Origin of the sequence: Sphingomonas sp. Root720 (genome assembly GCF_001428605.1) — a bacterium.
Classification (GTDB): domain Bacteria; phylum Pseudomonadota; class Alphaproteobacteria; order Sphingomonadales; family Sphingomonadaceae; genus Rhizorhabdus.
Window position 1 is genome coordinate 18,172 of record NZ_LMID01000004.1, and the last position, 25,591, is coordinate 43,762.

28 protein-coding genes are annotated in these 25,591 nt (G+C 60.2%); 13 read left to right on the forward strand and 15 right to left on the reverse strand.

What is annotated here, in order from left to right:
• The first annotated feature begins 84 nt into the window (after window positions 1–84).
• Window positions 85–648: a hypothetical protein gene (locus tag ASE22_RS06810; protein ID WP_056356642.1), complete on the forward strand. Its 564-nt coding sequence runs from the start codon at window positions 85–87 to the stop codon at window positions 646–648.
• A gap of 38 nt (window positions 649–686) precedes the next feature.
• On the opposite strand, the gene ASE22_RS06815 is transcribed toward ASE22_RS06810, so the two are convergent.
• Entirely contained in the window at window positions 687–1,958 is a 1,272-nt protein-coding gene (locus ASE22_RS06815) for an O-acetylhomoserine aminocarboxypropyltransferase/cysteine synthase family protein (RefSeq protein ID WP_056356695.1), read from the reverse strand.
• Window positions 1,959–1,971: 13 nt separating this feature from the next.
• Here ASE22_RS06815 and ASE22_RS27855 point away from each other — a divergent pair, with 13 nt between their 5' ends.
• The 4 genes from ASE22_RS27855 (at window position 1,972) to ASE22_RS26715 (ending at window position 5,190) form a co-directional block, all read left to right on the forward strand.
• The gene (locus ASE22_RS27855; protein WP_268796340.1) at window positions 1,972–2,097 is read left to right on the forward strand and encodes a hypothetical protein; all 126 of its coding nucleotides are present in this window, start codon (window positions 1,972–1,974) and stop codon (window positions 2,095–2,097) included.
• 65 nt (window positions 2,098–2,162) lie between these two features.
• Window positions 2,163–2,573 (forward strand): PRC-barrel domain containing protein, encoded by a 411-nt coding sequence (locus tag ASE22_RS26710; protein WP_156397200.1) that lies wholly within the window; start codon window positions 2,163–2,165, stop codon window positions 2,571–2,573.
• Window positions 2,574–2,924: 351 nt separating this feature from the next.
• Window positions 2,925–4,556 carry an FMN-binding glutamate synthase family protein gene (locus tag ASE22_RS06825; RefSeq protein ID WP_056356646.1) on the forward strand — a complete coding sequence of 544 codons (1,632 nt, stop codon included), beginning with the start codon at window positions 2,925–2,927 and terminating at the stop codon, window positions 4,554–4,556.
• A gap of 421 nt (window positions 4,557–4,977) precedes the next feature.
• Complete coding sequence (locus tag ASE22_RS26715) at window positions 4,978–5,190, forward strand: hypothetical protein (protein ID WP_156397201.1); 213 nt, start codon at window positions 4,978–4,980, stop codon at window positions 5,188–5,190.
• A 41-nt stretch (window positions 5,191–5,231) separates the two neighbouring features.
• On the opposite strand, the gene ASE22_RS26720 is transcribed toward ASE22_RS26715, so the two are convergent.
• Complete coding sequence (locus tag ASE22_RS26720; protein ID WP_156397202.1) at window positions 5,232–5,372, reverse strand: hypothetical protein; 141 nt, start codon at window positions 5,370–5,372, stop codon at window positions 5,232–5,234.
• A 492-nt stretch (window positions 5,373–5,864) separates the two neighbouring features.
• On the opposite strand from ASE22_RS26720, the gene ASE22_RS06830 reads away from it, so the two are divergent.
• Window positions 5,865–6,413, forward strand: coding sequence for a hypothetical protein (locus tag ASE22_RS06830; protein WP_156397203.1), 549 nt, complete (start codon window positions 5,865–5,867; stop codon window positions 6,411–6,413).
• A gap of 230 nt (window positions 6,414–6,643) precedes the next feature.
• Window positions 6,644–7,180, forward strand: coding sequence for a hypothetical protein (locus tag ASE22_RS06835; protein WP_056356650.1), 537 nt, complete (start codon window positions 6,644–6,646; stop codon window positions 7,178–7,180).
• Window positions 7,181–7,333: 153 nt separating this feature from the next.
• Here the strand turns inward: ASE22_RS06835 and ASE22_RS06840 are convergent, their stop codons facing one another.
• The 5 genes from ASE22_RS06840 to ASE22_RS06860 all read right to left on the reverse strand — a co-directional run bounded on the left by ASE22_RS06840 (window position 7,334) and on the right by ASE22_RS06860 (window position 12,899).
• Window positions 7,334–7,579, reverse strand: coding sequence for a hypothetical protein (locus tag ASE22_RS06840; RefSeq protein ID WP_056356651.1), 246 nt, complete (start codon window positions 7,577–7,579; stop codon window positions 7,334–7,336).
• Window positions 7,580–7,612: 33 nt separating this feature from the next.
• Window positions 7,613–8,785 carry a cystathionine gamma-synthase gene (gene metB / locus ASE22_RS06845; protein WP_056356653.1) on the reverse strand — a complete coding sequence of 391 codons (1,173 nt, stop codon included), beginning with the start codon at window positions 8,783–8,785 and terminating at the stop codon, window positions 7,613–7,615.
• A complete protein-coding gene (locus tag ASE22_RS06850) occupies window positions 8,778–10,493 on the reverse strand; it encodes an NADPH-dependent assimilatory sulfite reductase hemoprotein subunit (protein WP_056356655.1) in 1,716 nt (571 codons plus the stop codon). Before ASE22_RS06850 ends, metB begins: the two co-directional genes overlap by 8 nt.
• A gap of 10 nt (window positions 10,494–10,503) precedes the next feature.
• Window positions 10,504–12,318 carry an assimilatory sulfite reductase (NADPH) flavoprotein subunit gene (locus ASE22_RS06855; protein WP_056356657.1) on the reverse strand — a complete coding sequence of 605 codons (1,815 nt, stop codon included), beginning with the start codon at window positions 12,316–12,318 and terminating at the stop codon, window positions 10,504–10,506.
• A 179-nt stretch (window positions 12,319–12,497) separates the two neighbouring features.
• Entirely contained in the window at window positions 12,498–12,899 is a 402-nt protein-coding gene (locus tag ASE22_RS06860; RefSeq protein ID WP_056356697.1) for a MarR family winged helix-turn-helix transcriptional regulator, read from the reverse strand.
• A gap of 92 nt (window positions 12,900–12,991) precedes the next feature.
• Here ASE22_RS06860 and ASE22_RS06865 point away from each other — a divergent pair, with 92 nt between their 5' ends.
• Entirely contained in the window at window positions 12,992–14,776 is a 1,785-nt protein-coding gene (locus ASE22_RS06865) for a chloride channel protein (protein ID WP_056356659.1), read from the forward strand.
• A gap of 80 nt (window positions 14,777–14,856) precedes the next feature.
• On the opposite strand, the gene ASE22_RS06870 is transcribed toward ASE22_RS06865, so the two are convergent.
• The 6 genes from ASE22_RS06870 to ASE22_RS06890 all read right to left on the reverse strand — a co-directional run bounded on the left by ASE22_RS06870 (window position 14,857) and on the right by ASE22_RS06890 (window position 20,502).
• Window positions 14,857–16,266, reverse strand: a complete 1,410-nt coding sequence (locus tag ASE22_RS06870) for an efflux transporter outer membrane subunit (RefSeq protein ID WP_056356661.1) — start codon at window positions 16,264–16,266, stop codon at window positions 14,857–14,859.
• Window positions 16,260–17,159: an efflux RND transporter periplasmic adaptor subunit gene (locus ASE22_RS06875; protein WP_056356662.1), complete on the reverse strand. Its 900-nt coding sequence runs from the start codon at window positions 17,157–17,159 to the stop codon at window positions 16,260–16,262. Before ASE22_RS06875 ends, ASE22_RS06870 begins: the two co-directional genes overlap by 7 nt.
• 1 nt (window position 17,160) lies before the next feature.
• Window positions 17,161–17,385 carry a DUF1656 domain-containing protein gene (locus ASE22_RS06880; protein WP_056356664.1) on the reverse strand — a complete coding sequence of 75 codons (225 nt, stop codon included), beginning with the start codon at window positions 17,383–17,385 and terminating at the stop codon, window positions 17,161–17,163.
• Entirely contained in the window at window positions 17,382–19,457 is a 2,076-nt protein-coding gene (locus tag ASE22_RS06885; RefSeq protein WP_056356666.1) for an FUSC family protein, read from the reverse strand. The genes ASE22_RS06880 and ASE22_RS06885 overlap by 4 nt, the downstream gene beginning before the upstream one ends.
• Window positions 19,458–19,592: 135 nt before the next feature.
• Window positions 19,593–19,856 (reverse strand): hypothetical protein, encoded by a 264-nt coding sequence (locus tag ASE22_RS26085; protein WP_082545405.1) that lies wholly within the window; start codon window positions 19,854–19,856, stop codon window positions 19,593–19,595.
• Between the two features lie 334 nt (window positions 19,857–20,190).
• On the reverse strand, window positions 20,191–20,502 hold the full coding sequence (locus tag ASE22_RS06890; protein WP_056356699.1) for a hypothetical protein: 312 nt from the start codon (window positions 20,500–20,502) through the stop codon (window positions 20,191–20,193).
• A 203-nt stretch (window positions 20,503–20,705) separates the two neighbouring features.
• Between ASE22_RS06890 and ASE22_RS26725 the strand changes: the two genes are divergently transcribed.
• Together ASE22_RS26725 and ASE22_RS26090 are read left to right on the forward strand one after the other, a co-directional pair.
• A complete protein-coding gene (locus tag ASE22_RS26725) occupies window positions 20,706–21,065 on the forward strand; it encodes a hypothetical protein (RefSeq protein WP_156397204.1) in 360 nt (119 codons plus the stop codon).
• Window positions 21,062–21,646: a uracil-DNA glycosylase family protein gene (locus tag ASE22_RS26090; protein WP_321163636.1), complete on the forward strand. Its 585-nt coding sequence runs from the start codon at window positions 21,062–21,064 to the stop codon at window positions 21,644–21,646. Before ASE22_RS26725 ends, ASE22_RS26090 begins: the two co-directional genes overlap by 4 nt.
• Here ASE22_RS26090 and ASE22_RS06900 read toward each other — a convergent pair.
• Together ASE22_RS06900 and ASE22_RS06905 are read right to left on the reverse strand one after the other, a co-directional pair.
• On the reverse strand, window positions 21,643–22,188 hold the full coding sequence (locus ASE22_RS06900; protein ID WP_056356670.1) for a DUF488 domain-containing protein: 546 nt from the start codon (window positions 22,186–22,188) through the stop codon (window positions 21,643–21,645). The genes ASE22_RS26090 and ASE22_RS06900 overlap by 4 nt on opposite strands.
• A 150-nt stretch (window positions 22,189–22,338) precedes the next feature.
• Window positions 22,339–23,022 carry a FadR/GntR family transcriptional regulator gene (locus tag ASE22_RS06905; RefSeq protein WP_056356672.1) on the reverse strand — a complete coding sequence of 228 codons (684 nt, stop codon included), beginning with the start codon at window positions 23,020–23,022 and terminating at the stop codon, window positions 22,339–22,341.
• Window positions 23,023–23,100: 78 nt separating this feature from the next.
• On the opposite strand from ASE22_RS06905, the gene ASE22_RS06910 reads away from it, so the two are divergent.
• From ASE22_RS06910 to ASE22_RS26095, 3 genes are all read left to right on the forward strand, one after another.
• On the forward strand, window positions 23,101–24,135 hold the full coding sequence (locus ASE22_RS06910; RefSeq protein ID WP_082545406.1) for a bile acid:sodium symporter family protein: 1,035 nt from the start codon (window positions 23,101–23,103) through the stop codon (window positions 24,133–24,135).
• A gap of 324 nt (window positions 24,136–24,459) precedes the next feature.
• Entirely contained in the window at window positions 24,460–24,807 is a 348-nt protein-coding gene (locus ASE22_RS06915; RefSeq protein WP_156397205.1) for a hypothetical protein, read from the forward strand.
• The gene (locus ASE22_RS26095) at window positions 24,785–25,510 is read left to right on the forward strand and encodes a uroporphyrinogen-III synthase (protein ID WP_268796341.1); all 726 of its coding nucleotides are present in this window, start codon (window positions 24,785–24,787) and stop codon (window positions 25,508–25,510) included. The genes ASE22_RS06915 and ASE22_RS26095 overlap by 23 nt, the downstream gene beginning before the upstream one ends.
• Window positions 25,511–25,591 lie beyond the last annotated feature (81 nt).

Consider the following 25,591-nt stretch of genomic DNA (forward strand, 5'->3'; position numbering starts at 1 on the left):
TGAGGCCTCATAGGCGACAAAATACCATTTGAGGCGAAAACCGGATTCACATCGATCCTGCTTTGTGCTTGATTCAGTCGCGTTATGTTTCTGTCAGCTAAAGCGTACGAGCCCTCGAACAGCTGCGATATCGCGGCTGTTCTCGAGCAATTGGCACAGGTGTCGAGCCGCCCCCGCTATGCCTTCATGCTGCTTAACCTAATCGCGCAGGTCGCGCGGGCCGATGGAAGCGCGGGTCCCTGGATCAAGCGGGACGATGAGCTTGTGTCTTTGCGCGACTGGTTATGCGATGCGCTTACGCCCATGGCGCAGCGCGGACCACGCCACCTGGCGCTGGCCGAGCGGGTTCACAAGGACCTCGACAAAGATGGCGCGCTCCCTCGCGATGCCGAGGCGGCACAGCAAGTGGTGGCGGCGGAGATGCGCGTGCGCATTCGCACGGCCGGAAAATCCAACCTCAGCCGAGCAGTCTCCGAGCTCGTAAAAGCCGGCCTGCTTCGTCGTCACTATCAGGGTTACCGCATCGATCACTGCAACAGAGGCGGGCAGCGCCACGCGGTCTACACGCTGATCGGCCGCGCACGGGGTCTGACTGCCGCGTCACGGATACAAACACGCGAAGGCCAGCAGGAGCTCAACTTTGGGTGAACAAGCGGCGAACTCCTGCTGCCTCTCTATCGCCTGGCTTAAACAGCAGCTAGCGCCTGATCGATGTCGGCCAGAATATCCTCGATATGTTCGATGCCGACGGAAATCCGCACAAGATCCTCACTTACTCCGGCTCTCGCCAATTCGGCGCCGCTTAGCTGCCGGTGGGTGGTGGACGCCGGGTGGCAGGCAAGTGACTTGGCGTCGCCGATGTTCACCAGCCTGAGGATCATCTTCAGCCGGTCGATGAACGCCCCGCCAGCCTGCTGCCCGCCTTGAATTCCGAAACTTAGGATTCCAGACCCTTTCCCCCGCGTCAGTCGCTGCGCCAACGCATGATATTTGCTACTGGCCAGTCCGGCATAGTTGACCCACGCCACCTTGGGGTGCTCCTGAAGATAGCGAGCGACCTTCTCCGCATTCTCGCAGTGTCTCTCCATTCGCAAGCCAAGCGTTTCAAGGCCCTGTAGCAACAAAAAAGCGCTGTGCGGTGCCAGCGCTGCCCCCGTATTGCGCAGTGGTGCCACCCGGGCCCGTCCAATGAAGGCGGCGGCGCCGAGCGCCTCGGTGTATACGACCCCATGGTAGGATGGGTCCGGTTCATTGAGGATCGCGAAACGCTCACGATCCGCGGTCCAGTCGAAGCGGCCACTGTCAACGATCATTCCGCCGATAGTCGTGCCATGTCCGCCAATATATTTGGTCAGTGAATGGATGACGATATCCGCGCCGAACTCGATAGGTCTGCACAGGAACGGGGTTGCGACGGTATTGTCGACAATGACCGGCACACTGTGGCGATGTGCAATTTCGGCGACGCGCTCGATATCGACAATATTGCCTGCCGGATTGCCAATCGATTCCAGAAATATCGCCTTTGTCCCGCGATCGATGGCGGCTTCCATTGCGGCGTAATCCTCGCCGTCGACCAGCCGCGCTTCAATTCCTTGCCGCGGGAAGCTGTGCATGAAGAGATTGTATGTGCCGCCATATAGCTGGGATACCGAAACGATGTTGTCGCCAGCGCCCGCGATCGTCTGGATTGCATAGGTTATGGCTGCCATTCCCGATGCCAGTCCCAGCCCTGCAATACCGCCCTCCATCTCGGAGAGCCGCGCTTCCAGCACCGCGGTCGTCGGATTCATAATGCGGGTATAGATATTGCCCTGCACCTTGAGGTCAAAAAGGTCGGCGCCGTGCTGGGTATTATCGAACGTGTAGGATGTGGTCTGATAGATCGGGACTGCCGCTGACCGGGTCGTCGGATCTGTGTCATACCCATGGTGCAGCGCTACCGATTCCAGCTTCATGTCAGGCTCCTTCATGGTCAATCAACCGATCCCTCGCGACCGGGTCAACCTTTCCAACCGAAAATTTCAGGTCTTCCAGATCGGAAGCTTTCTGAAACTCAGCAATTACGACAGCGCGCTGGCGCGTGCGCCGTCGTGATGATCTGGAACTGTGCGTCAAATGACCCGTTTGCCAATCATCATTCATTGCTGGAGGTCAGATCGATGCACGTAAAACTCGCGCTGTTTGGAGCTACTGCCGTTCTGCTTTCTGGCTGCGGCAACGCCCAGGACAAAGCTGAGGATCGCGTCGAACACGCGGCACAGGCCAGCGCAGCTGCAGCGGGCCCGGCACCGGTTGCACTCGGACTGAGCGAAGCACAACTGCTCGATGCTGACCTCGTCGACGCCAATAACGTCGAACTGGGTGATGTTCAGGCGCTGGCTCGCGACGGAAGCGGCAAGGTCGATAGACTTCTCATTGAGATCGAGGACAGCCATCCCGATAAATTCGTCCATGTTCCGATCGCGGGCCTCACCACCGCCCAGCGCGGCACCGACATGGACGTCGTGACCAAAATGACTAAGCAGCAATTGGCGGCGCTGCCTGCGGTGGATTTGAACGCCGCGAAATAGCTGTAGTGAGCGAAGTCGTTCATCCAGGAGCGGTAGCTACGGATAAAAATTTTTGCGGCTCACCGCTTCCTAGGCCTGATCGACGGGGGCACTTGCTCCTGATGGCGTGTCATCCAAGCAAAGCAATCCAGCGAGGACTGGAAATGCCGCCACGTCGCCTAAAGACTTGGAGACTTTGTTTTTGGCCATCGAAGCGCCACATTGCCGATCATGACTACCGAACGCTCTTTCCTGCTGCATCCTGGTAGCAGCACCCCGCGCTAGCTGGCCCTGGCTGAAGGCTGAGCCCACTCTTGCCAGGGCGCGCGTTGCATCTGGAGCGCTAGCTCCTGTCCACCTTGCTGTTTGGGCATGAGCATTGCTGATGCCGTCCAGGAGATATCCTTGTTTTTGACACGCTTCACGGCGCTTGGCATTGCCGCCATATCGACCATTGTCGCGGGCTATTATCTACCCGCCGTCTGGGCCATCCCACTCTTCGTCGTCAGCGTCGCCCTCACCGCCCTGGGACTCTACGACTTGGCCCAACCGATACATTCAGTGCGCCGAAACTACCCTATCATCGGACACCTGCGCTGGTTCTTCGAGGACATTCGCCCGGAAATCCGGCAGTACATGATCGAAGGCGATCAGGAGAAAGTCCCCTTTTCCCGCATCCAGCGATCGCTTGTCTATGCCCGGGCGAAGGATGAAGGGAGTGAACGGGCCTTTGGCACCTTGCTCGACGTGTATCAGGATGGACATGAATTCATCGCTCATTCTACCCGTCCGGCAAAGTCGGCGGACCCGGCGACTTTCAAGATAAGCATAGGGGGGCAGGCCTGTCGCCAGATCTACCAGGCCAGCCTGTTTAACATCTCGGCGATGAGTTTCGGTTCGCTCAGCGCCAACGCGATCCGCGCGCTCAACAAAGGCGCGGCAATGGGCGGCTTTGCGCACGACACCGGCGAAGGCAGCATCAGCCCTTATCACCTCGAATTCGGCGGCGATCTCATATGGGAAATCGGCAGCGGATATTTTGGTTGTCGCACAGCCGATGGGCATTTCGACCCGACCCAATTCTCCCGACAGGCGCGTAATGCCCAGGTAAAAATGATCGAGATCAAGCTGAGCCAAGGCGCCAAGCCGGGGCATGGCGGCATTCTTCCCGCGGAGAAAGTGACGGCGGAAATCTCGAAGACCCGCGGCGTACCAACGGGTGAGGATTGTGTTTCTCCTGCACGGCACCGCGCCTTTTCCACGCCACTGGAGATGATGCAAATCATCGGCGATCTGCGACGCTTGTCCGCGGGTAAGCCGATCGGATTTAAGCTTTGCGTTGGCCAACCTTGGGAATTCATGGGCATGGTCAAAGCCATGCGGGAAACCGGTATTCTTCCGGATTTCATCGTGGTCGACGGCGCCGAAGGCGGGACGGGTGCCGCACCGCTCGAATTCATCGATCATCTGGGCATGCCCATGCGCGAAGGATTGCTGTTTGTTCACAACACGCTGGTGGGCGCCGGTCTTCGCAGCCAGATCAAGGTCGGAGCGGCCGGTAAAATCGTAAGCGCCTTCGACGTCGCTGCCACGCTGGCGCTCGGCGCCGACTGGACCAATGCAGGCCGGGGCTTCATGTTCGCACTGGGCTGCATTCAGTCGTTGACCTGCCATACCAATCGATGTCCGGTTGGCGTCGCGACGCAGGATGCCATGCGTCAGCGAGCGCTGGTCGTTCCGGAGAAGGCCGAGCGTGTGTTCAACTTCCATCGAAACACGCTGGCCGCGCTCGCAGACATGGTGGCGGCGGCAGGGCTCGAGCATCCCAGTCTCATCAGTCCCCACCATCTTATGCGGCGCGTCAGCCCCACTGAGGTTAGACTGTTCTCCCAGCTACATACCTATCTCGAGGAGGGTGATTTGCTCGGGGACCGACCGCGTGAGGACTTCTATGGCGCGGCCTGGCGCCTCGCACGGCCCGACAGTTTCGAGATTAGACAATGATGTTCTCAATCGACCACAGTTCATGTCATATGGATCGTACTGCAAGTATAGCTCATTAAACGCTCCACTCATTAGTATATAATTTATTAAGAAGGGCATCTCCTCTTTTCCAGGGGGATTGTAGAGTGGCGTCACCCTTGCGGGTCTTTTTCGATGTAGTGTTTTTTGGTGAGCCGAAGCAGATTTGACTTTCCAGCGCTACAAGGCCATGCTGAGCGCGTTATGTCATACTTGGTCATCCGCGCAGAGATTCATCCGGGCAGCAGCACCTCACGCCTCTGACCCTAAGCGGTTCGCGTCGCCGCGGCCGCTTAGGGAGTGATTCGACCAGACTGCATTTGCCACTCACCTGCGGTCTTCCAGCATCTTCGCCTCTGTCGATCATCGTCTTGATCGCTGATGCGGCGTTATGGAGGCTTCCATGTCTCAACATTTCGTCGTTGAAGCCGACCACGCAGCAGTCGGGGTAGCCATGCGCGTGCCCGGCGGCTTTCGCTTCGTATATTCCGACCCGCGTTATCGCACCCTCGACGGCAGGGTTTTCCCGCGCGCACGAGCGCTTTTCAGGGAAATTCGTGCCATCACCGCGAGATTGCTGCGGCGTACCGATCGAACGGGCTTCCCCCCAAGCTGAAGAGGGCTGGCCGCGAACAGCGCACCCTTTGGAAGCTAGCCCTACGCGACGTCGATCAAGGGCGTTGCGCGCATGCGGATTGCGATCCGCGCATCAATGAAAAGCCGGTTCAAATGAAACGTCGTCGAAATTCCATCAACAGTGTCCAGCGCCGTCTGCACATCGAAGCCACCCTCGCCCATTATCCCTACGTCACCGCAGTTCAATTGAGCGATATAATATCATGGTTCAGGCGCGAAGCTTCGGCCATGGAGGTCGCGTCCCTTGCGAGCAATCCCGCGATCCAACCGCAGTATCGGCAATTTCGCAGTCAACACATCGACCGATTAAGCGTCGGGGAGATAGCGCTGTGTATCGGCCTGGGAGCCATACTTATCGTCACCGCGGCTGTTCTGGTAGCAATGCCATGAGTGCTGGTGTCAGCAGTGCGCACATGAATATCGCGTTCGTGTTGGCCGTGGTTGTTATTTACAGCCTTGCGTTCGCTGTCATGCGCCGACCGTGGCTGCCTTGGGCCATTTGCGCATGCGTCTGTGCAGCCGGCGTCGGAGCTATACTCTTTTCAGGTTAGCCTAATGCTTATTCTTGAGGCGAACCGGGCGCAGCACGTTCGCGCATCACTCTGAACCGCGCGCTGCACTATCTGCGCTCCACAAGCGCGAAGGAATCTCATCGTGGAATCTGAATATCAGTCCGTTTTGTTCGACCGCATTGTAACCCAGGCGTGCGCGCAGGCCGAAGCCATGCTCTGCGGACGTGAACTGGCCGAGGAGCATGTGAGACACGCAATCTCCGACCTTGAGCTGTCGCCGTTGCTGGACAAGCAGATAATGGCGACGGCGTTGCGTCTGGCCGACGAGCTTTGTCTCGCTGGGGGGCTCAGAGACAAGTTGCTCGCCCGCTTCCGATCGGCGCCGCCGGGCGTCGCTGTCACCGCGCAAAGGCGAAGCATCGAAAGCGAAGTGCGCGACAAGGGGCTGCCGATGATTCTCGCAGGAGATTATGTCGACATCCTCGAAAAGCGGATCGAGGCGGATGGTCACAACAGAAGCCAGATGTTGTGGGCCTACGCCGAGCTCTACGGTGAGCTGTGGTGCGATCCGCGCATCAGTGCCCGCACCCCGACGCGGCGGATAATGCTGGCGATGTCGACAGTATTACGCGGGCGCAGCGCACATTTGGCGGCGGGCCTTTCTCGTGTCGACGCCACGATGGCGAAATAGTCTGCAGAGAATTCAGGCCTTCAGGAACGCGCACCATGCACGAAGACAATAATCCGAGCTCGCAAGGACCCTCCGAAGCGGTCTCTCACGAGAAGCAGGCAGGACGGGGGAAGATTTTGCCTTTCGCCACTCCAGAGAAGAGCAAGCCCGGCCGTTCGCGGCCCGCGCCAGCGCCTTCGGCTCCCCGACCGCCCGATGTCGCTTGAAAAACAACAGCACAGGAATGGAAGATGGACGATCGGCACGCGCCTGATGATCTGTTGCCGACTTTGGTCGCGGTGGCAGCTGAGAGAGTGGAAATCTTGTTGGCCAAGCCGGACGCCGCAGCTGCATTGAGGCAGCTAGGTCCCGACAAGCTGAGTGAAATCCAGCGCCTCGAAGTCTCGCCAATGGCGGAGGACCAGCTGGTGGCCGTCGGCCTGCGCCTGGCAGGCTCAAGAACGGGTCGCGGGAATATCTCAGATCATCTGAGCGGCTATTTCTCGAAACCCGCGTCTTCGCTCGAAATCGAGGCGCAGCGTCGCAGCATCTGGAAATTGAACCGAAACGGGGGCACGGAAAAGCATGAAGCAGCGACCGCTGCATCAAGGATCGAGAACATGATTTCTCAAAGCGCCCTGCCGATGGCCGAACAGATGAGGAACTGGGCCGCGCTCTACGCCGATATGTGGTGTGATCCCCGAATTGGCGCAACCTCCCACGCAAGACGCGTCATGCTTGCCATGGTGACGCTGTTGCACGAACGCAGCCATGCCTCGATCCGATAGCGCGCCGCTCATACACGTGGCGTAATGTGCCGGCCCGTCGTGCCGTTCGGCCGGCACAAGCGCTAAGATCTCGAGCTGCTAGGCCCACAGAAAATTCCGCTCACAAATCGCGACGACGTCATGTCGGGCTGCTGCACAGGCCAACTACCTGAGCTAATTAAGGCTGAAAAGCGTGAACATTCCGGCAATAACGATACCAAAAACCATCAGCATAACCCCCGCGATCCGCAGGATGTAAGTGAGCGGATCCTCGTCGTTATCCGTTGAGCGGGCAGCGGACGAAGATTGCTTGGGACGGCCGATCGCTCGCCGGAAAGTCGACTGTCTGAAAGCCATGTTGAACCCTAGCAACGCCAGAATGACGCCGAAGATGTCTAGCAACCACACATATCCAGGCATTGGCGCCTCCTTCGGACTATGGCACGGTGACGTTCACAGCGGGCAACCCGCCAGTCCCGCCTCCAGGCCGCTGATGAGGTCGTCCTCGGCCTCAAGACCAACGGAAAGCCGTAGAAGGCTATCGCTGATGCCCGCGCTGTCGCGAGCGTCTTTGCCCATGTCGGCATGGGTCATGGTGGCGGGATGGGCGACCAGACTTTCGATCCCGCCAAGCGATTCCGCGAGCGTGAAGTAGCGGACCGCCGAGACAAAGTGGCGGACCGCCGCGAGGCCGCCGGTGAGTTCAAAGCTCAGCATCGCACCAAAGCCATGCTGCTGCCGCGCTGCGACTTCATGATTGGGGTCCGCTGGCAGACCAGGATAGTGCACTCGCGCCACCGCAGGGTGGCTGGCCAGATACTGGGCCACGGCCAGCGCATTGCGCTGTTGCTGCTGCATCCTGGGAAACAAGGTTCGCAAGCCGCGTAGCGTGAGCCAGGCATCGAAAGGAGCGCCCGCGGATCCCACGACGTTCGCCCAGGCGCGCAGTTCATCAACCTGTGCGGGATCCGCCGCCACGACGGCTCCGCCGATCACGTCAGAATGGCCATTCAGGTATTTGGTAGTGGAGTGGATGACATAATCGGCCCCCAGCGCGAGAGGCTGCTGGACCGCAGGGGAAAGAAATGTGTTGTCGACCGCGATAGCCGCCCCGGCAGCGCGCCCCCTGGCTGACAGCGAAGCGATATCGACAACCCTCATGAGAGGATTGCTCGGTGTTTCAATCAGGATCAGCGTCGGCATCTGTTTCAGAGCAGCCGCAAATGCGGAGTGATCGCCCTGATCCACGAACTGCACTGTACAATGGCCTCGCTCCGCGCGAGCCTTCAGCAGCCGCATCGTGCCGCCATAACAATCATGCGGTGCAACGATCAGATCACCGGGACGCAAGCGGCCGACCAGAAGGTCGAGGGCCGCCATGCCGCTCGCGGCCATGATCGCTCCTGCCCCGCCCTCTAGCTTGGCAAGCGCTTCCGCCAGAAGATCACGCGTGGGATTGCCGGCACGCCCATAGTCAAAGGAGCGGGGTTGATCAAAGCCGGCAAACTCGTAGGTGCTGGACAGATAGAGAGGCGGTGCAACCGCACCATGCGCCGGATCGCTCGCAACGCCATGGGCAGCAGCTACGGTATAGGGATGGGGCGAGCGGTCTTGTGCGTCAGTCATTAAACAAACGTCCCTCCGTCACTTCTCGGACGATGCCGACACGGATGACGAAATCCCCGAAGTGCTCCTTAGGCTGGCGCTCTTGCGCAAAGCGCCCCAGCGTTTCCGACAGTATCTCAAGGATCACGCGCTCACCGACATTCTCGCGAACCATGCGATTCAGTCGCTCACCGTGAAAGCCGCCGCCCAGATAGAGATTATATTTGCCCGGTGCGCGCCCCGTAAGTCCGATTTCGGCGATATAGGGCCTTGAACAACCGTTAGGGCATCCACTCATGCGGACGGTGATCGGCTCGTCGGCAAGCCCATAGGCACCGAGGATCGCCTCGATTTTGTCGAGCAGGCTCGGCAGATATCGTTCGCTTTCCGCCATGGCGAGACCACAGGTCGGCAGCGCCACGCACGCCATCGCATTACGCCGCACCACCGAAAAGCCGTCAAGCTGCGGAAAGTGGTCAGCAAGCAGCGCATCGATCGCCGGGCGGTCCTCGTCTCGCACGCCGGCGACGATCACATTTTGATTGGGTGTAATATGAAAGCTGCCGCGGTGAATCCGTGCAATGTCCCGCAGCGCGTCCAGCAACCTCAGGTCAAGGCGTCCATTCTCGATGATCAGCGTGCGATGGTGACGGCCATCAGGCGTTGTATGCCAGCCGTAACTGTCGCCATTGGACGTGAAAGTGAAGGGACGGGCCGCTTCCAGAGACGCGCCCATGTGCCTCTCGATTTGGGCCTTGATCCAGTCGAGCCCCTTATCGTCGATCGTGTATTTGAAGCGGGCATGCTGGCGATCCTTGCGATCACCATGATCGCGTTGAACCGTCATGACGGCGTCAGCGCAGGCAATGACACGAGCCGCCGGCACAAAGCCGATCAGGCTGGCGAGACGGGGATAGGTTGAGGGTGCCTGGTCGGTTCTGCCCATACCCCCGCCAATGACGACGTTGAACCCCTCCAGACCGTCCGGGCCCCCCACCGCGATAAAGCCCAGATCCTGCGCATAAACGTCAATGTCGTTCGAGGGTGGCAGCGCAAAGCCGATCTTGAACTTGCGCGGCATGTAGGTGCGGCCGTAAAAAGGTTCTTCCGGTTCGGAACCGGCTATTCGTTCGCTGCCGTACCAGATCTCGTGATAGGCGCGCGTCTTGGGTATGACATGATCGGAAACGCGCTTCGCCATCGCGGCAACTTCGGCATGGAAGCGCGAGCTTTGGGGATCGACCGTACACATCACTCCCCGGCTGTCGTCGCCGCAAGCTGCAATCGTATCGAGCAGGGTTTCATGCAGCCCCTGGATTATCGGCCGCAGACTGTCTTTCAGAACCCAGTGAAACTGAAAGGTCTGGCGCGTGGTGATGCGCAAAGTCTCGCCGCCATGAGCGCGCGCAAGTTCGTCCAGTTTGAGCCATTGTGCCGGCGTGCACACGCCTCCGGGTAGACGGATGCGTATCATGAATTGGTAAGCAGGTTCGAGCTTCTGCCGCCGGCGTTCATCGCGCACGTCGCGGTCATCCTGCTGATAGATGCCGTGAAACTTCATCAGTTTCACATCGTCAGACTCGGGGACTGCACCGGTGATCCGGTCCAGGAGACCATCAGCAATCGTACCGCGCAGATAATCACTCGCCGCTTTCATGCGTTCGTCGGCACCGAGCTGCTCCAGAGGCTGGGAAATGTCGCGGCTGCGATCAATGGCGGCGTCAGTCATTCCGCTTTCCTCAATAAACGTCGCGTTGGTAGCGATGATCAGCCTGGAGCGAGCGAACATAGTCCTCTGCAGCTTCGCGGCCGGTGTGGGCCTGCTGCGCGACGATATCGATCAGGGTCTCGTGCACGTCGGGCGCGAGGTGCGCGGCGTCCCCACAGACATAGATATGGGCCCCATCTTCCAGCCAGTCGAAGAGGTCATGCGCCCGCTCCTCCATACGGTGCTGAACATATGTCTTTTCCCTCCCCTCGGCGATCCGATCCCGCGAAAAGGCGACATCCATCCGGGTCAACGTGCCGTCCTTCAACCATCCCTGCCAGTCGGTCTGGTAAAGAAAGTCGCTGCGGAAATTGCGTTCCCCGAAGAAGAGCCAGCTTTTGCCATCGGCTCCCCTGGCTTCGCGCTCCTGCAGAAAGGACCGATAAGGTGCGACGCCCGTGCCCGCACCGATCATGATAATCGGGACATCATCGGCCGGGAGCCGAAAATGCGGGTTGCTTTGTATGTAGACGGGAAGCCGGCCATCCACGTCCATCCGATCGGCGAGCATCCCCGAGGCGACGCCGCTGCGCATCGATCCGTGCAGATCATAGCGCAGCGGTGCCACCGTGACGTGCGCCTCTTCGTGAGTGACGGCAAGACTCGAAGCCAGGGAATAAAGGCGTGGCTGCAACGGACGGAGCGCCGAGACAAACCCCTGTGCGACCAAGGCCGACACCGGAAAGCGCCGAACGATATCGACAATATGGTGCGTGCGCAGAAAGACCGAGCGATCGCCGGCTCGATCATCCTGTTGCAACTGCGCGAGCGCTCCCGCGCCGCTGAGTTTCGCCCAATATTCAAGGAAGCGGGGTGTGGCAGCCGTTACTTCGTAATGGTGCGCGAGAGCATTCCCCAGATCCACCTGCTCGCCCTTCAGCTCGACCTGCGTCTCCGCGCTCAGACCGGCAGCAGCTAACAGTTCAGCGACTACCTGCGGATCATTCGAAGCCTGAATGCCCAGCGCATCGCCCGGCTCATAGGTCAGTCCCGATCCCGCGAGCGATATCTCGATATGGCGCGTTTCCTTGGTCGACCCCCGACCGACAATCGCGATATTCTCGACAACCAGTGCGGGAAAGGGATTGCGCTTGTCGTAGGCCGCTTGTCCGCCTGCCCCTTGGACTGTCGGCGTCGCGGCAAGAGGAGCGCTGGAACCAACCACCTCCGCCGTCAAACATGCGATCGCCTCGCCCATCCAGCGGGCGGCCGCATCCTCATAATCAACATCACAATCGACGCGCGGGAAGAGCCGCTGGGCGCTCAGTTCCTCAAACCGGCGGTCAAGCCGCTTTCCGGCTTCGCAATAATATTCGTATGTGGAATCCCCCAGCGCCAGCACGGCAAAGCGAACATGGTCCAACTTCGGCGCCTTGCGGCCCTCGATAAATTCGAAGAAGCCGGTGGCGGGTTGCGGTGGGTCGCCCTCACCATAGGTACTGGCGATGAGCAAAATATCGGCTTCCGAACCTAGCTGCCGGACTTTGTAATCAGCCATGTCGACCAATGTGCTGGCAAGGCCGGCCGCGCGCAGATTTTCTTCCAGCCGGCGCGCGAGATCCGCCGCGTTGCCGGTTTCGGTCCCGTACAAGATCGTCAGACCACGTTGCGATCCTGGCATGGTCGACGCCGGCTGCGATGGGGGCTTCCGCAAGCCGGCGTCAACTCCGGTAAAGTAGCCGCTCAACCAAAAGGCCTGTGCCGGCGTCAATGACGCGGTCAATGACTCCAACGCACGCCATTGTTCCAGGGTGAGGGGATCCCCCGGTTGCGCCGTCTGGGTCATGCACTGATCCTTAGCTGCTGGCTCCCTTCCCACGCTCCGGCCCGCTTATGCGAGATCCTCTCCGGGCGCATTTGTCGTGAAGCATTCCACTCTGCGGGAACAGATGTGGAGCCGCGGGCAACATAAGACAAATGAATGTTATTTGGTATTTACAGCAATCAAAATGCTTGAAAACCTGGCTATCGTTCGAGTTGGGCAAAGATTTCGGCGAATACGGGCCGCATACGTTGGACCTCCTCGCGGTGAACAGCGGATAAGGCGTCGAGCAGAGCATAAGCCTTGGGCGTCAAATGCAACACTGCGCGCCTGCGATCCTCACTCGCGACCTCCCGGGTGATGAGCCCAAGCCCCTCTAGTCTGTTGACCAGCCCCGTCGCGCTGTGTGGCTTCATGATCAGTCGCTCGGCAACATAGCCAACGGTTGCCTGCTCCGAACCACAACCTCTGATCGCCAGCAACGCTTGATGCTGCTGCGGCGTCACGCCGACTTCAACGGCTTTCTCCTCGCTGAACGCCTGGAAACGGCGGATCGCATGGCGAAACGAGGCAAGCGCCACATAGTCGGCATCGCTCAGTTGCATGGCTTTCTTCTGCAAGCATCCCTCATCGATTGAATTGCATCGCAATGCGATATACCTGCCCGAATTCTAATTTGCAGGATAGTAATGATTCCATGTCTCTGACACCACCGCGGTCCGTCGAAGGCCATCAACTTGCCGACCATAGCGTCGATCGCCGCATGGTTATGTTGGCGGCCATGTCCATCATCGTCGGAACTGGCGGCGCATTCGGCGCCTGGGTTTTGGTCAAGCTCATTGCGATAGCGACCAATATCTTCTGGTTTGGTCGTCTCTCTGCGGATCATTCCGTCATCACCGATGCATCGGTCGGCTGGATGGTGATCGTGATCCCGATCATCGGCAGCCTGCTTGTAGGTCTCATGGCACGATTTGGCTCGGACAAGATTCGGGGACATGGCATTCCCGAGGCGATAGAAACGATCCTGTTCGGCGAGAGCCGACTGTCGCTCAAGGTCGCGCTGCTCAAGCCCCTGTCATCAGCAATCTCGATCGGCAGCGGCGGCCCCTTTGGCGCGGAAGGGCCGATCATCATGACGGGCGGCGCGATCGGTTCATTGTTCGCGCAGTGCTTTCATCTCAGCGCGGCGGAACGCAAGACGCTGCTCGTGGCGGGTGCGGCAGCCGGCATGACCGCCATCTTCGGGACGCCGCTTGCCGCGATACTGCTAGCCGTCGAAGTGCTGCTGTTCGAGTGGAAACCGCGCAGCTTCGTCCCGGTGCTTGTGGCAGCGCTCATTTCCTTTGCCTGGCGCCCGCTGTTGCTTGGATCGGGACCGATGTTCCCGATGACGGCGGCCGTTCCGCAGGAAAGCTGGGCTCTTCTCGCAGCAGGAGGGATAGGCCTCGTCGTCGGTCTCGAAGCCGCTCTGCTCTCGACGACCCTCTACCGCATAGAGGATCTCTTCCACCGGCTGCCTCTTCATTGGATGTGGTGGCCGGCAATCGGCGCGGTGGTGGTCGGTCTGGGCGGGCTCATAGATGCTCATGTTCTGGGCGCAGGCTATGCGAGCATCGAGGCTCTCCTCAATGCCACGTTATCGCTCCGGGTCGTTGCCGCCCTTCTCGTCGTGAAGGCCATCGTCTGGTTGGTCGCGCTGGGATCAGGAACGTCAGGCGGCGTGCTCGCGCCGCTTCTCATCCTTGGCGGCGCAGCCGGCTTTATGCTTGGGCAGTTTCTGCCCGGCGATCCTGGGTTCTGGGCCATGATCGGCATGGCGGGGATCATGAGCGGTGCGATGCGTGCGCCGATGACCGGCGCGATCTTCGCGGTCGAACTCACTGGCCACTTCAGCGCCATTCCCTGTACGATCGCGGCGGCGGGCGGCGCCTATGCGATCAGCGTGCTCTTGATGCGGCGATCGATCCTTACCGAGAAGATCGCGCGGCGCGGACGCCACATCCTGCAGGAGTATACGGTCGATCCCCTCGATCTCATTCAGGCTGGTCAAATCATGACGCGCGATCCGGCTACCCTGCCTGGCTCGATGACCGTGGAGGCAGCGGTATCCTTCTTCGCGAATGAGGCCGTGCATCGCAGCTATCCGGTGATCGATCCCCAAGGAAGGTTGTTGGGGCTTGTCTCACGCACCGACGCCTTGCGCTGGCAAGGCGAGCACGACGACGATCAAACACCGCTGGTCGAGGCTATCTCGGATGCGGCGCAGCCTATTGCCTATCCCGATACGCCAACTGGCGTCGTCGCTGATCTGATCGTCGAATCCGGGGTGGGTCGGATCCCGATTATTGACCCTGAAACCCGGCGCGTGCTCGGCATTCTTTCGCGTCAGGATCTGCTCAAGACGCGTAGCGCGAACCGGCACGCGGAACTGGGCCGCTCGCGCCATGTCGGAACCAGGCGCCAGCCAAGCTCAGCTTAGAAACCGCTCAAGATCGGCCAGGTGCGGCATGGGCGCGAAATTGATCTGCGGAATCAAACTGCGCCCAATTTGCGCGCATTTCAGTTGGTCCATCCTCCGCCAAGTGTGAGGAACAGCGTGATCTGATCGTCATTAATCGCCGCGCGGGCCTCGGCAGCAGCCTGCTCCGCCGCAACCCGATCACGTTCAGCCTCCAGCGCGGGCAGTGCGGCGATCTTGCCCCCACGCCGCAACTGGCCCATCCGCACCGCTGCTCGCGCGGCATCTTGCGCTGCGCGATCCAGGCCGTCCTGCTGCTCTAGGCCGGCTGCATAATTGGTCAGCGCCGTTTCAACCTCGCGCAGCGCCTTGATCACCGCTCCATCAAACGTGGCCAGGTCGCCGCGGCTTTGAGCCTCGGTCGCCGCAATACGGGCGCGAACCGCATGCCTGTTGAGCGTCCAACTCATCAGCGGCCCGAGACCGAAACGGTTGGTAAGCGGTGACAGGAAATCGGCAGCAGCCCCCGTGGAGCCGATCGATGCTCCCAGGCGGATATCGGGATATAGGTCCGCCGTGGCGACGCCGATCCGCGCCGTCGTCGCAGCGAGACGGCGTTCGGCCATGCGGATGTCAGGCCGGCGCTTGAGGAGGGCTGCGCCGTCGCCAACGGGGATCATCCGGGTCAGCGCAAGCGGGGCATGGCACGCCAACAGGCCCGAATCCGCTTCACCCGGCGTGCGACCGGCCAGTGCTGTAACACGAAATAGGGCGTTGCGCTGACGCGCCACCAATCGCGGCAGCCTTGCCCTGCTGGCTTCGAGCAATGCTTGTCGCCGGTCCAGTTCATAAGGCGCCGCGCGTCCATGCGACACCATGATCCGGGTCAGACGAACACTTTGTTCCAGGATGGCAATTGCACGATCGAGAACATCGCGCTGATAGCCCGCGTTACAGATATCGGCATAGGCGCGCGCCGTCTCGGCCGCGACGGTCACACGCACCAGATCGCGCGCCGCAACGGCAGCTTCGGCGTCCGCATTCGCCGCCTCGATCCCGCGCCTTATTTTGCCAAACAGATCGAGATCGTAGCTCGCCCCGACCCCCATATTGTAGATTTGCCGCGTCGGCGGCTTCACATGGCTCAGCTCGGCTTCCGCCGAGCGCTGAGCCCAGCTTGTTTCAGCATTGGCGCTGCCCTGAATTTCGCGGCCCGCCTGGCGCTGGTCGAGCAAGGCCAAACTGCGTTCGAGATTGGCTTCGGCTATTCGCAGATCCGTATTGGCGGCGAATGCCTGTTCAATCAGCCGGTCAAGGGTCGGGGTCTCATAGAGCCGCCACCAGTGATCGGGCAGCGGTTCCAGCGCAGTGACCGCCCCCGCCGACTGAAACGCTGCTTGCGCCGCAGGCGCATTCACCATTGCGGCGTCAGGAACATGATAGTCGGGTCCGACCACCGTGCAGCCACCCAGGGCGGCTGCAGCCGTCAGCACCAGCGCGCCCCTTACCATGGCAGGCTCCGATGGACGCTGCGTCCGTCATCGCGCGGATGAACGACGACCGTGGCCGTCTGGCCCGGAATCATCCGCACATTAGCCGGTATTCGATCAATCGTGACACGCACCGGAATACGCTGCGCCAGACGCACCCATGTGAAGGACGGGTTTACATTGGCTAGTTGCCCGTCGGTCCCGACCCGCTCGCGATCCTCGACACCGCCCGCGATGCTCTGAACATGCCCCTCGATCTCGTCAGCAACACCCATCAGGTAAATGCTTGCGCGGTCGCCGACGCGGATCGCCGGCAATTTGGTTTCCTCAAAATAGCCTTCCACCCGGAGAGAATGGTCATAGACCAGCGCCAGCGCAGCCTTACCGGCCGTCAGATAGACCCCGGGCTGTAGCGACATGTTGGATACCGTCCCGTCCACCGGTGCGCGCACGACGGTTCGTTCCAGATTGAAGCGGGCCAGGTCGCGCGCTGCCACTGCCTGACCAATGGTTGCCCGCAGTCCTTCCACCCGCGCCGAGCCTTGTTCGATCACTTCAGCGGCGATCACTTCGGGCATGGCCCGGTTGCGCCGATCCTCACGCACAGCTTGCGCCAGCGCGGTGCGCTGGCTTGTCACATTGGCTTCGGCCTGTTCCAGCGCGAGCCGGTAGCGCGGGCGGTCGATGATGAACAGCACGTCGCCCTTCCGAACCTTCTGATTGTCGGCGACTTTTACCGCGGTGACGAGCCCGCTGACATCGGCGGCCACCGGCACCATGTCCGCGCGCACTTTCCCATCGCGCGTGACCGGCTCGACCTGATAACGCAGCCACAGCGCATATATCCCCGCCAAAACTACAAGTATGACGAAGAGCGTAGCGAGCGATCGCAGGAGATTTTGTCGGTGCAACATGTCAGGATGCGATCCATCGATAGAGAAGGCTATCGGCGAGCGCGCTCAGGCCCCACCACAGCAGAATGAAGAGGGCGAGTTCGAGCAGGCTCGGATGCCAGAGCAGTCGATAGCCTGGCAAACGCGGGAGGAGACCCCGCACAAGATAGACAAGCACCGCCGCCAGCACACCCCAGGCGAGCGCCGCCGGCATATAGACGCCGAGCACATTGATCTCCTCGATCATGCGCTTTCCCCTGAACCGGGCGAAAGGATGTGGGGCGCTGCGGCGGTCGGGAAGAGATTGCAGCGCATTCCTACCAGCGCCCGCAGGGCAGGCCGGCGATGCTCATCGAGCGGCAGGTCGAGAAGCGCCTCCAGGGCCCGGTCGATCGGATCGAGCAGTCCGACCGGGGGAGCATCGGCATGGCCACGACGCCAGCGCTCGCCATAAAACATAGCGAGCCCGCCAAGCACCGCGCCCAGGCGATGGCGCACGTCATGCGGGACATGGGACAGCGCCCGGCGGATCGGGATGATATTGCGGCCGATTCTGAGGTCCGCCAGCCCGTCGGCTGCATGGAGTCTATCGCCGGTGGTCGCCACCGCCATGCGTGCTGCCACCTGCCCGAGCCGGTCGACCGCTCTTGCTGTCCAGCGTTCCGGACGGAAAGGCCGGCGAATGTCCGCAAGCAGGGCCAGTTCACCCCAGTTCGCGCGCAGGATGCGCCGGGCGGTCCACAGGACGTTGGCCGATCGGAACATGCGGGTGACGGCAAGCGTCGCGACAATTCCGCCGAGCTGGGCCAGCCCCGTGTTGATGAACAACGCGAAATCCGCCTGGAACCGCGCGAGAAACCCCATCGCGACGATAAAGCAGGAGAACATCGGCAAAGCCTGAGGCGATCGCGCCGGATCGGCTTGGATATACCCCATCCACAGCAGGGCCGGCGACAGGGTGACGATCAGCATCTCATAGCCGTCGACCCTGGGGAGGATCACGAAGAGATAGAGAGCCGCCAGCGGGAAGGTCTTGAGTGTCGCCAAGAGATAGCGACCGATCACCGGTGCGGGATCGTCCTGCGCGGCGAAGGAACAAGTGATGAGCGCCGCAAAGGCCGCCGTCGCCGATCCATTGGGCCAGGCGAGCAGGATCCAGACGGCGCAATAGAGTGCGATCGCGGTGGCGGTCGCCAGACCCGCGAGAACGGCGACACCATGATCGCGAGCAAGGGAAAAGGGCTCGGTTTCAAGTATCCTGGCACTTGGTCGTCCGGGCGATCCGATCCGATCCGCCAACCGCCGACTTGCTGCCAGCGCCGTCAGAAACTCAGCAATGCGAATACAAGCGCTCGCGGTCAGAAGCCTATCCCAGCCAGGCTGCGCCTCGGCCACCTGCGCGAGGTCTTCGCACCTTCGCACCAGCGGACCTACCCGATGCAGCGCGCTGTGTTCGTCGTCGAGCCACTGCCTGATATCGGCCAGCAGCGCTTCGAGATCTGGAGAAAGGCTGTCGCTCTCGCGCAACCGATCAAGTCGATTGGCTGCGGCCGAGGCCAAGGGGAGAATCGTGGCGAGTTGCTGCTGGAGGGCCGTTACCCTGCGTCGGGTTGCCGGTGCCCAGCGTTGGTCGAAGGGCAGGTGGACCGCGATCATACCGAGCTCGGTAACGTCCGCCGCCAAGGTGCGCCGATGGGCGTCTTCGAGACGGGTATGCTGGCTGCCGAGCGCTTCTGAGGTCCAACGGCGCGCGTGCCGCAAAAAGGATTGGACGCGTGCGCGGATAGCGGGTGTCGCGCTCCAGGGCTGCAGCAACCCGTGCACTGCGGTTACGCATAGGATGGCGACCGTCATTTCTTGAACACGCGCTGCTGTGGTGTCGAAGATATTTCCCGGATCGTCGAGATAGGGAAAGCTGATCACCGCTGAGCTGAATGCCGCCATTTGAAACAGGAAGGCGCGCGGCGTGCGGTCGAGCACGGCAAGGTAGATGCAAAACCCGGTCCATGCCGCCAGGCAGAACACCAGAAGTTCGGGGGAATTTTGAAGGTTGGGCACAAGCACGATGGTGACCAGCGCCCCGGTCACTATGCCGCCAAGTCGATAGAGAACCTTGGGCCGAAAGGCGCCGGCCATAGGCTGCGCGGTCACGTAGACGGTCAAAAGCGCCCACCAGGGCCTTGGCAGGCTGGCCGAAAAAGCGATGGCAAGCGTCGCGGCGGCGGCGATGAAGCTGCTGAACGAAAAAAGCAGCTTCTGCGTATCTATCACAACCCAAGAGAATGGCAGACCTCGTCTGCCGAACGACGCAACGTGCATTGACTGACAACCATGACAAGCGGGATTGTCACGATCGACAGCGATCGTGGTCATTTCCTCCCATGACTATGCTGCGGCCCTTAGCCGAAGCTCACGGGGCGACCGTAGATCAAAATATTGATGGCGATCTGCAGTTTATTTGCTCTTATTATGAGAATCCGGCCGCTGTGGTGTTTTTCGGGGAGCCGGTGGCTCGATCTCGCTGCGGTCCTGACCTGTCCCGGAAATGAAGAAGGCAGCGACGGGTACGGCGAGGAAAACCAGCAATATGAGCTGCTCTTCGCTCAAAAGGCGATATTGCGTGCACGCATAGATTGCGAAGCCGACGCCGGCCATAGCAACTGTCCAAAAGCACCGCGACCAAGTGAAAACGGCGTGCAGGGAAGGATCTTGTTTCATGCGGCATCCCCCCCAAGGCTTTGGGCCGCCAGAGAGGTGGAACATTGCTAGTCGCCCAGCAAATGAATGTTTTTGCAGGCCAGGCACAAGATTATAGATATGAAAATGAAGCGGCTTATTGCCGGGTTACGACCGGCTCGTTCGATACTTGCATGACGGCGCCTACAAGACGGCGCACGGCCAGACGATGATTGCGTCCCGTCAGGTCACCAGCACCGAGTTCGAGGCGAACCCGCCGGACGAAATATCGAAGTTCCGCGAAACTGGGGCGCCTGCTTTGGCCGAGCATCGCTAACAGCGCGGGATAGCTCCATTCTTGCTGTGCCATTGGCTATCATCTCCCAGAGGTTTTGTGTTTGTCCGTCAGAATGTCGCGATGTGCGTCCGCATCGCTCACTTCCCGGCTGACGAGGAACAGCAGACCGGCGCCGACCACAGCAAAAACAGTAGCCATTTTCGCAAATTCGCTGTGGCCCAAGGAGGCGAGCCAGGCGGAGCCTACCATCATGACAAGCAACCCGGCGCTCCACCGGGGATGGTGGGCCCGCAGCGCGATCCACCATGCGAGACTACACAGCAAGGCCGCTAGGAGGAGGCTGCCCAATGTCATCGCCAACGCGGTCAACAGGATTTCCAACAGTGGCATTTGTGCCTCCATTGCTCGACCCGCCAGGCGCAATATATATCGTGATGCGATATATATCAAGGCCGTGTGAGAGATAGTGGCTTTAGGCTTCGCAGATCCGCCATCACATCGAATGAAGCGGCCAATCAAGAAGGCTGGCCCTTGCTCCGGGCTCACCGAGCTCCCATCTGTAACAGCGAGATTTAACCGGCCCAGAGCAGATCATGATCACGGATTTTCCGCTCGAAGACTTGCGCAGGGTGCGAGCGATTTCATTTCTGTTTCGCTATCCGTTGCATGCAGGCGACTTCCATGAGCTGCGCAAGGATGATCAATTGCGCGGCCATTACGCAGCCAAGGCACTCTTCGCGGAATACAAACCCAACGGTGGAGTCGATGTGGGCAGTGGTTACAGCGGCGAAATTGCCGCTCTTTATGTGCCGCTTGATGCCCGACGAGCCGATGACGCCTGCCTTTGTCGAACCCGGATAGCGCCCGAACTGGTGCTGGATGCTGATGAGAAGCGTAATTGGCCCGCTATTTTGGAAGCTGCGGAAACCTGTATTCAACGGATGATCGATTGAGCACCATCGCCGGAATTGACACGCTTCGAACCGAGCTTCTTTCCTGCCGCGCGTGTGAAGCAGATCTGCCGCTTGGTCCCCGGCCGATCTTTCAGATTTCACAGAACGCCAGACTGCTAATTGCGAGCCAGGCACCGGGTAACCGGGCGCATGATAGTGGCATCCCCTTCTCCGATGCTTCGGGTGACCACCTGCGCGAATGGATGGGCATTACGTCCGCCGAGTTCTACGATGCCAATCGCATCGCCATCGTACCGATGGCGTTCTGCTATCCGGGCGCCGGCGGCGGCGGCGATGCGCCGCCTCGACCAGAATGTGCGCCCCTGTGGCGCGACCGGATCATTCAGTGTCTGGCCTCGGTCGAACTCACCCTTCTGGTTGGCAGTTTTGCCGTTGCCCACGCGCTCGGACCTGGACGAATGAGCGCCAGGGTTCGCGATTTCGAGAGCTATCTGCCGAAATACTTTCCGCTGCCACATCCTTCATGGCGTTCGCGTATATGGATGTCGCGCAACCCCTGGTTCGCGCAAATCGTCTTGCCGCGTCTCAAAGAGGAAGTCCGAGCGAAACTAAGAGATTAGGTGGGTGTCGCCGGGTAGATGAGATGATCATCGCGGCGCACCGCCGCTGGCGTCATCTTCGCCGGGTCGATCCGATCATCCCCCATCAGATGAAAAACCTCGCGGCCTGCTGCCAGAAGATAGTCGGCGACGATCCGGCGATGGCAGCGCCACCATACGGCTTCGGCGCACATGATAGCGCAGCGACGCCGAAGGCTCAGATCCATGAGTGTGGCAAATCCCCGCCGATATTCTTCGCTCAAGGCGTGATCCGCATAATTATGGAAGCTGCGATTTTGCCAAAACGCGTTGACGGGATCGGGAACGGTTTTCGATTTGGGACGACGACCACCGAGTTCCGGCAGCTGACTGTGCCCGATTTGATGATCTGATAGCGAGGCTGCAAGCGATGTGGGATTGTATTGCGGATTGGTTCGGGACCGCGGGATCGTACGTATGTCGACAACTTGCTCAACGCGGCCGCTTCGCAACAGGTCCACGAATGCTTCGATGGACCTTGTCGAATGACCGATTGTGAATATCGGTGTCTTGGCCAAAGTCATCTGGGTATCGCTATTTCCGCAGTCGCCGGTTGGCTAGCGGACGTGAACGCTGTCGTGATCATCTTTGCCTAATGTCCGATCAAGGACCTGCGTTCCCTTCAAGATGCTTTGCGCCTGTTCAAAAGCATAGCATCCCCTTGGCGTCGCGGCTTAATCCGCGACGAGGCTGTCGATTACGATGAGATGGCGACCCATGGCGTCGCGTGCCGCCGGACCATCACCAGCGGCAATCGCGTCAACGACCGCGCCATGGAGGGCGGCCTGCTCCTTTGCATAGGCGTCGCGGTGCGCGCGTCGAAAGATCGCATCATGCTCGCGCTGCCATAAGGCGCGGCCGCGTAATGACGACAATTCAGTGAACATGGCTATCAGCAGCGCATTGCCCGATGCCTCGGCCACGGTCTTGTGGAACGCCTCGTCAAACTGCTCATATTCGCGCCAGTCGCGCGCTTGTCCGGTTTGCTCAGCCAACCAGCGGAGGCGCGCAATTTGCGGCGGCGTCGCAGCTCGCGCCGCCTCCTGCGCCAGCACAGGTTCGAAAATCAGTCTGGCTCGCATCAGTTGGCGCGGTGTCGCGCCTGATAGCACGGCTCGCAGGGGCCGTGGCACGCCGACGGGCGCAGGCCCAACGAAAGTCCCTTGCCCCTGCCGTCGCCAGACAGCGCCTTCGCGCTCCAGTACCGCCAGCGCTTTGCGCACGCTCTCCCGACTGCAACCCAGGCTTTTTGCAAGGTCACGCTCGGGAGGAAGCGCGTCCTGAGGCTTCAGCCGATCGATCTCAATCAATTGCCGCAGCTGGTCGAGAACCTGGCCGTGGTTACGCCTGGCAGCCATGCTCTCTCCATACCTATTTGTAGACCAATTGGAAGCGCAATAGGCAGTGAGCCTCCCGGCTTTCACGAGTATCTCAGCATGCGACCCGATCCCTTCCTTCTTGCGATGGCCGCCGCCGCCGGCTTTGCTCTGGTCGCACCGGCGTCCGGCAATGCGGCGGCGGCGCTCGATAGTGTGATGACGGTTGGTGTTGCCATTCTGTTTTTCCTTCATGGAGCAGCGCTGGCGCCCTCCGCCATCGTCAAAGGCATGGGTCATTGGCGGTTGCATGCGTTCATTCTCTGCCTGACCTATGTTCTTTTTCCCGCCGCAGCCTGGTTCACGGCGCAGATGATGATCAGCGTCCTGCCTCAGGAATTGCGGCTCGGAATTATCTATCTGGGCGTGTTGCCGTCGGCCGTTTCCTCCTCGGTCGCCTTCACGGTTCTTGCCAAAGGCAATGTGCCGGTTGCGGTCTGTCATTCCGCTGGCTCCAACATAGTGGGCATGGTTTTCACACCGCTTCTCGTGATCCTCCTGTTCGGCGCCCAGACGCAAGCGCCAGCGGATCTGTCGCACCTGATCAGCGATGTGATGCTCCAGCTTCTCCTTCCGTTTATCCTGGGGCAAATCGCGCACAGATGGTGGGGGGCCTTTCTCGCGTGCCATCCGCGTTGGCTCTCAAATTATGACCAGACGATCATCGTTGGCATCGTCTTCGCGGCCTTCTCAAGATCGACGGCGCTGGGCATTTGGGATGGTCTGCGTGTGACCGATTTGGTTCTAACAGCAGGTGTTTGTACGGCGTTGCTGGCGTTCATTGCCGCAAGTGCGGCACTCGGCGCACGGTGGCTCGGTTTCCCGCGAGAGGATGCCATTGCCGCGCTTTTTTGCGGGTCAAAGAAGAGCCTGGCCTCGGGATTGCCGCTGGCCCAGATCCTTTTCGCCACCAATCCCAATCTTGGCCTGCTCGCCCTTCCCATCATTCTTTACAATCAGATTCAGATCCTGATCGGGGCCGTGCTGGCGCGATGGCTCGTGCGCGAAAAAGCCGCACCCATCGGCGAGAAGCGACTGACCTTCTCCTGGTGTCGGCGCGAACGCGAGCGATTGGGAATGTCGAAAAATTCTTAGTGACCCACCAAATGACTTTCTGTGTCCTGCGGTAAGGAGGGCAAAGCGATCGCTTGACGACCCTTTGCTCGGTCCCTGGCGTTCAATCCCGGCGACAGGTTTATATATGCCTTTGAATTGCGCGTTGAAATGATATGATCTTCAAATGAACCGGATGGCAGATACCTGTGTTCAGGCTCATGGATGCCGCCTGATGACGCGCCTGCGCCCCTCGGGGCGCGGCAAGCCGTAGCGGCTCTCTGCCACGCTTCCGAGGACCGATGTCGGGATCGCGCTAATTCGATCCTATCCGCTTTGCGGACCTTCATCAGTGCCGGAGATCATATGACCGTTCACCTTTCCCCGTGCCCAATTGATCGGGCATTGAAATCGCGTCAGGCCGACATCGAAGCGGCTATGCTTCGCTACCTGTGCGCGGACGTTCCTCCAGCAGAAGCGGCCGAGACAGGAGCGGCCGCCAAGCGCCTCGTTGAATTTTTGATCGCGAGTCTGGAGAATTCCGACACCTTGCCGGACGAGGCGATAGTGCCAAACGAATTCCGCGCGCATTTCAGCCGGTTCGGCGACGGGCTTCGACCGATTATCAAGGATATTTTCGGCGACGCGGCCGATGACCCGTCACTGGCAAGGATAACCGATGGCTATTGGCATGCAGTGCGCTCCCAAGCCTGAACCAAGACGGATCTGGGTTACTCGAACCGGTCCCCATAACCGCCTCACTGCGCGCCGATTGCAAGCCGCTGGGTGGGAGCCGATCGTCCAACCCGTCATGACGGTATCTCCCATCGTCAACTGTGCGCCGATGGCAGTGCCCGATGCCTTGGTTTTTACCAGCCTCCAGGGCGTGCGCCTTCATCCGTTCTTTCCCAGCCTGGCGAAGCTGCCTGTTTTCGCAGTCGGCGATCGAACGGCGCGATTTGCGCGAATACGCGGATATTCTAACGTTCTGTCGGCGAGCGGCGACGTTCATGATTTGCGCGCGCTTATCAATCACCACATGCCAGCTAGGTCAGAGATTCTGCACATCAGCGCGTTGCAGCCCGCCGGTGATTTGCTCGGCATGCTGCGCCGCGATGGGTTTCTCGCGCGTAGGCGATGCGTTTACCAGACAATCGATGCACCTGTGATCGATCTGGAATGGGCAGTGGGCGCCTTGCCTGATATAAGCCATATTCTCATCCACTCTCCGCGAGCGGGCTTGCGTGTGGCCACGATCCTTCGGAAGGAGTACCACATGTGGCACGGCACTATTGCCTGCATTTCGCCCGCCGCTGCCCGGCCTTTTAGCAAACTACCTGTCACAACCACGATAGCGAATGCACCGACGGAAGCGGCGTTGTTGCGCACCCTCCCAGGTCGACCGATTCACGGCTGACCGGCACTGGGTTTGAGTGGATCGGCGGTCGGATCTACCGATCCCATAATGCGCAATCATGCGCCGCGCCCATGTCTTTGC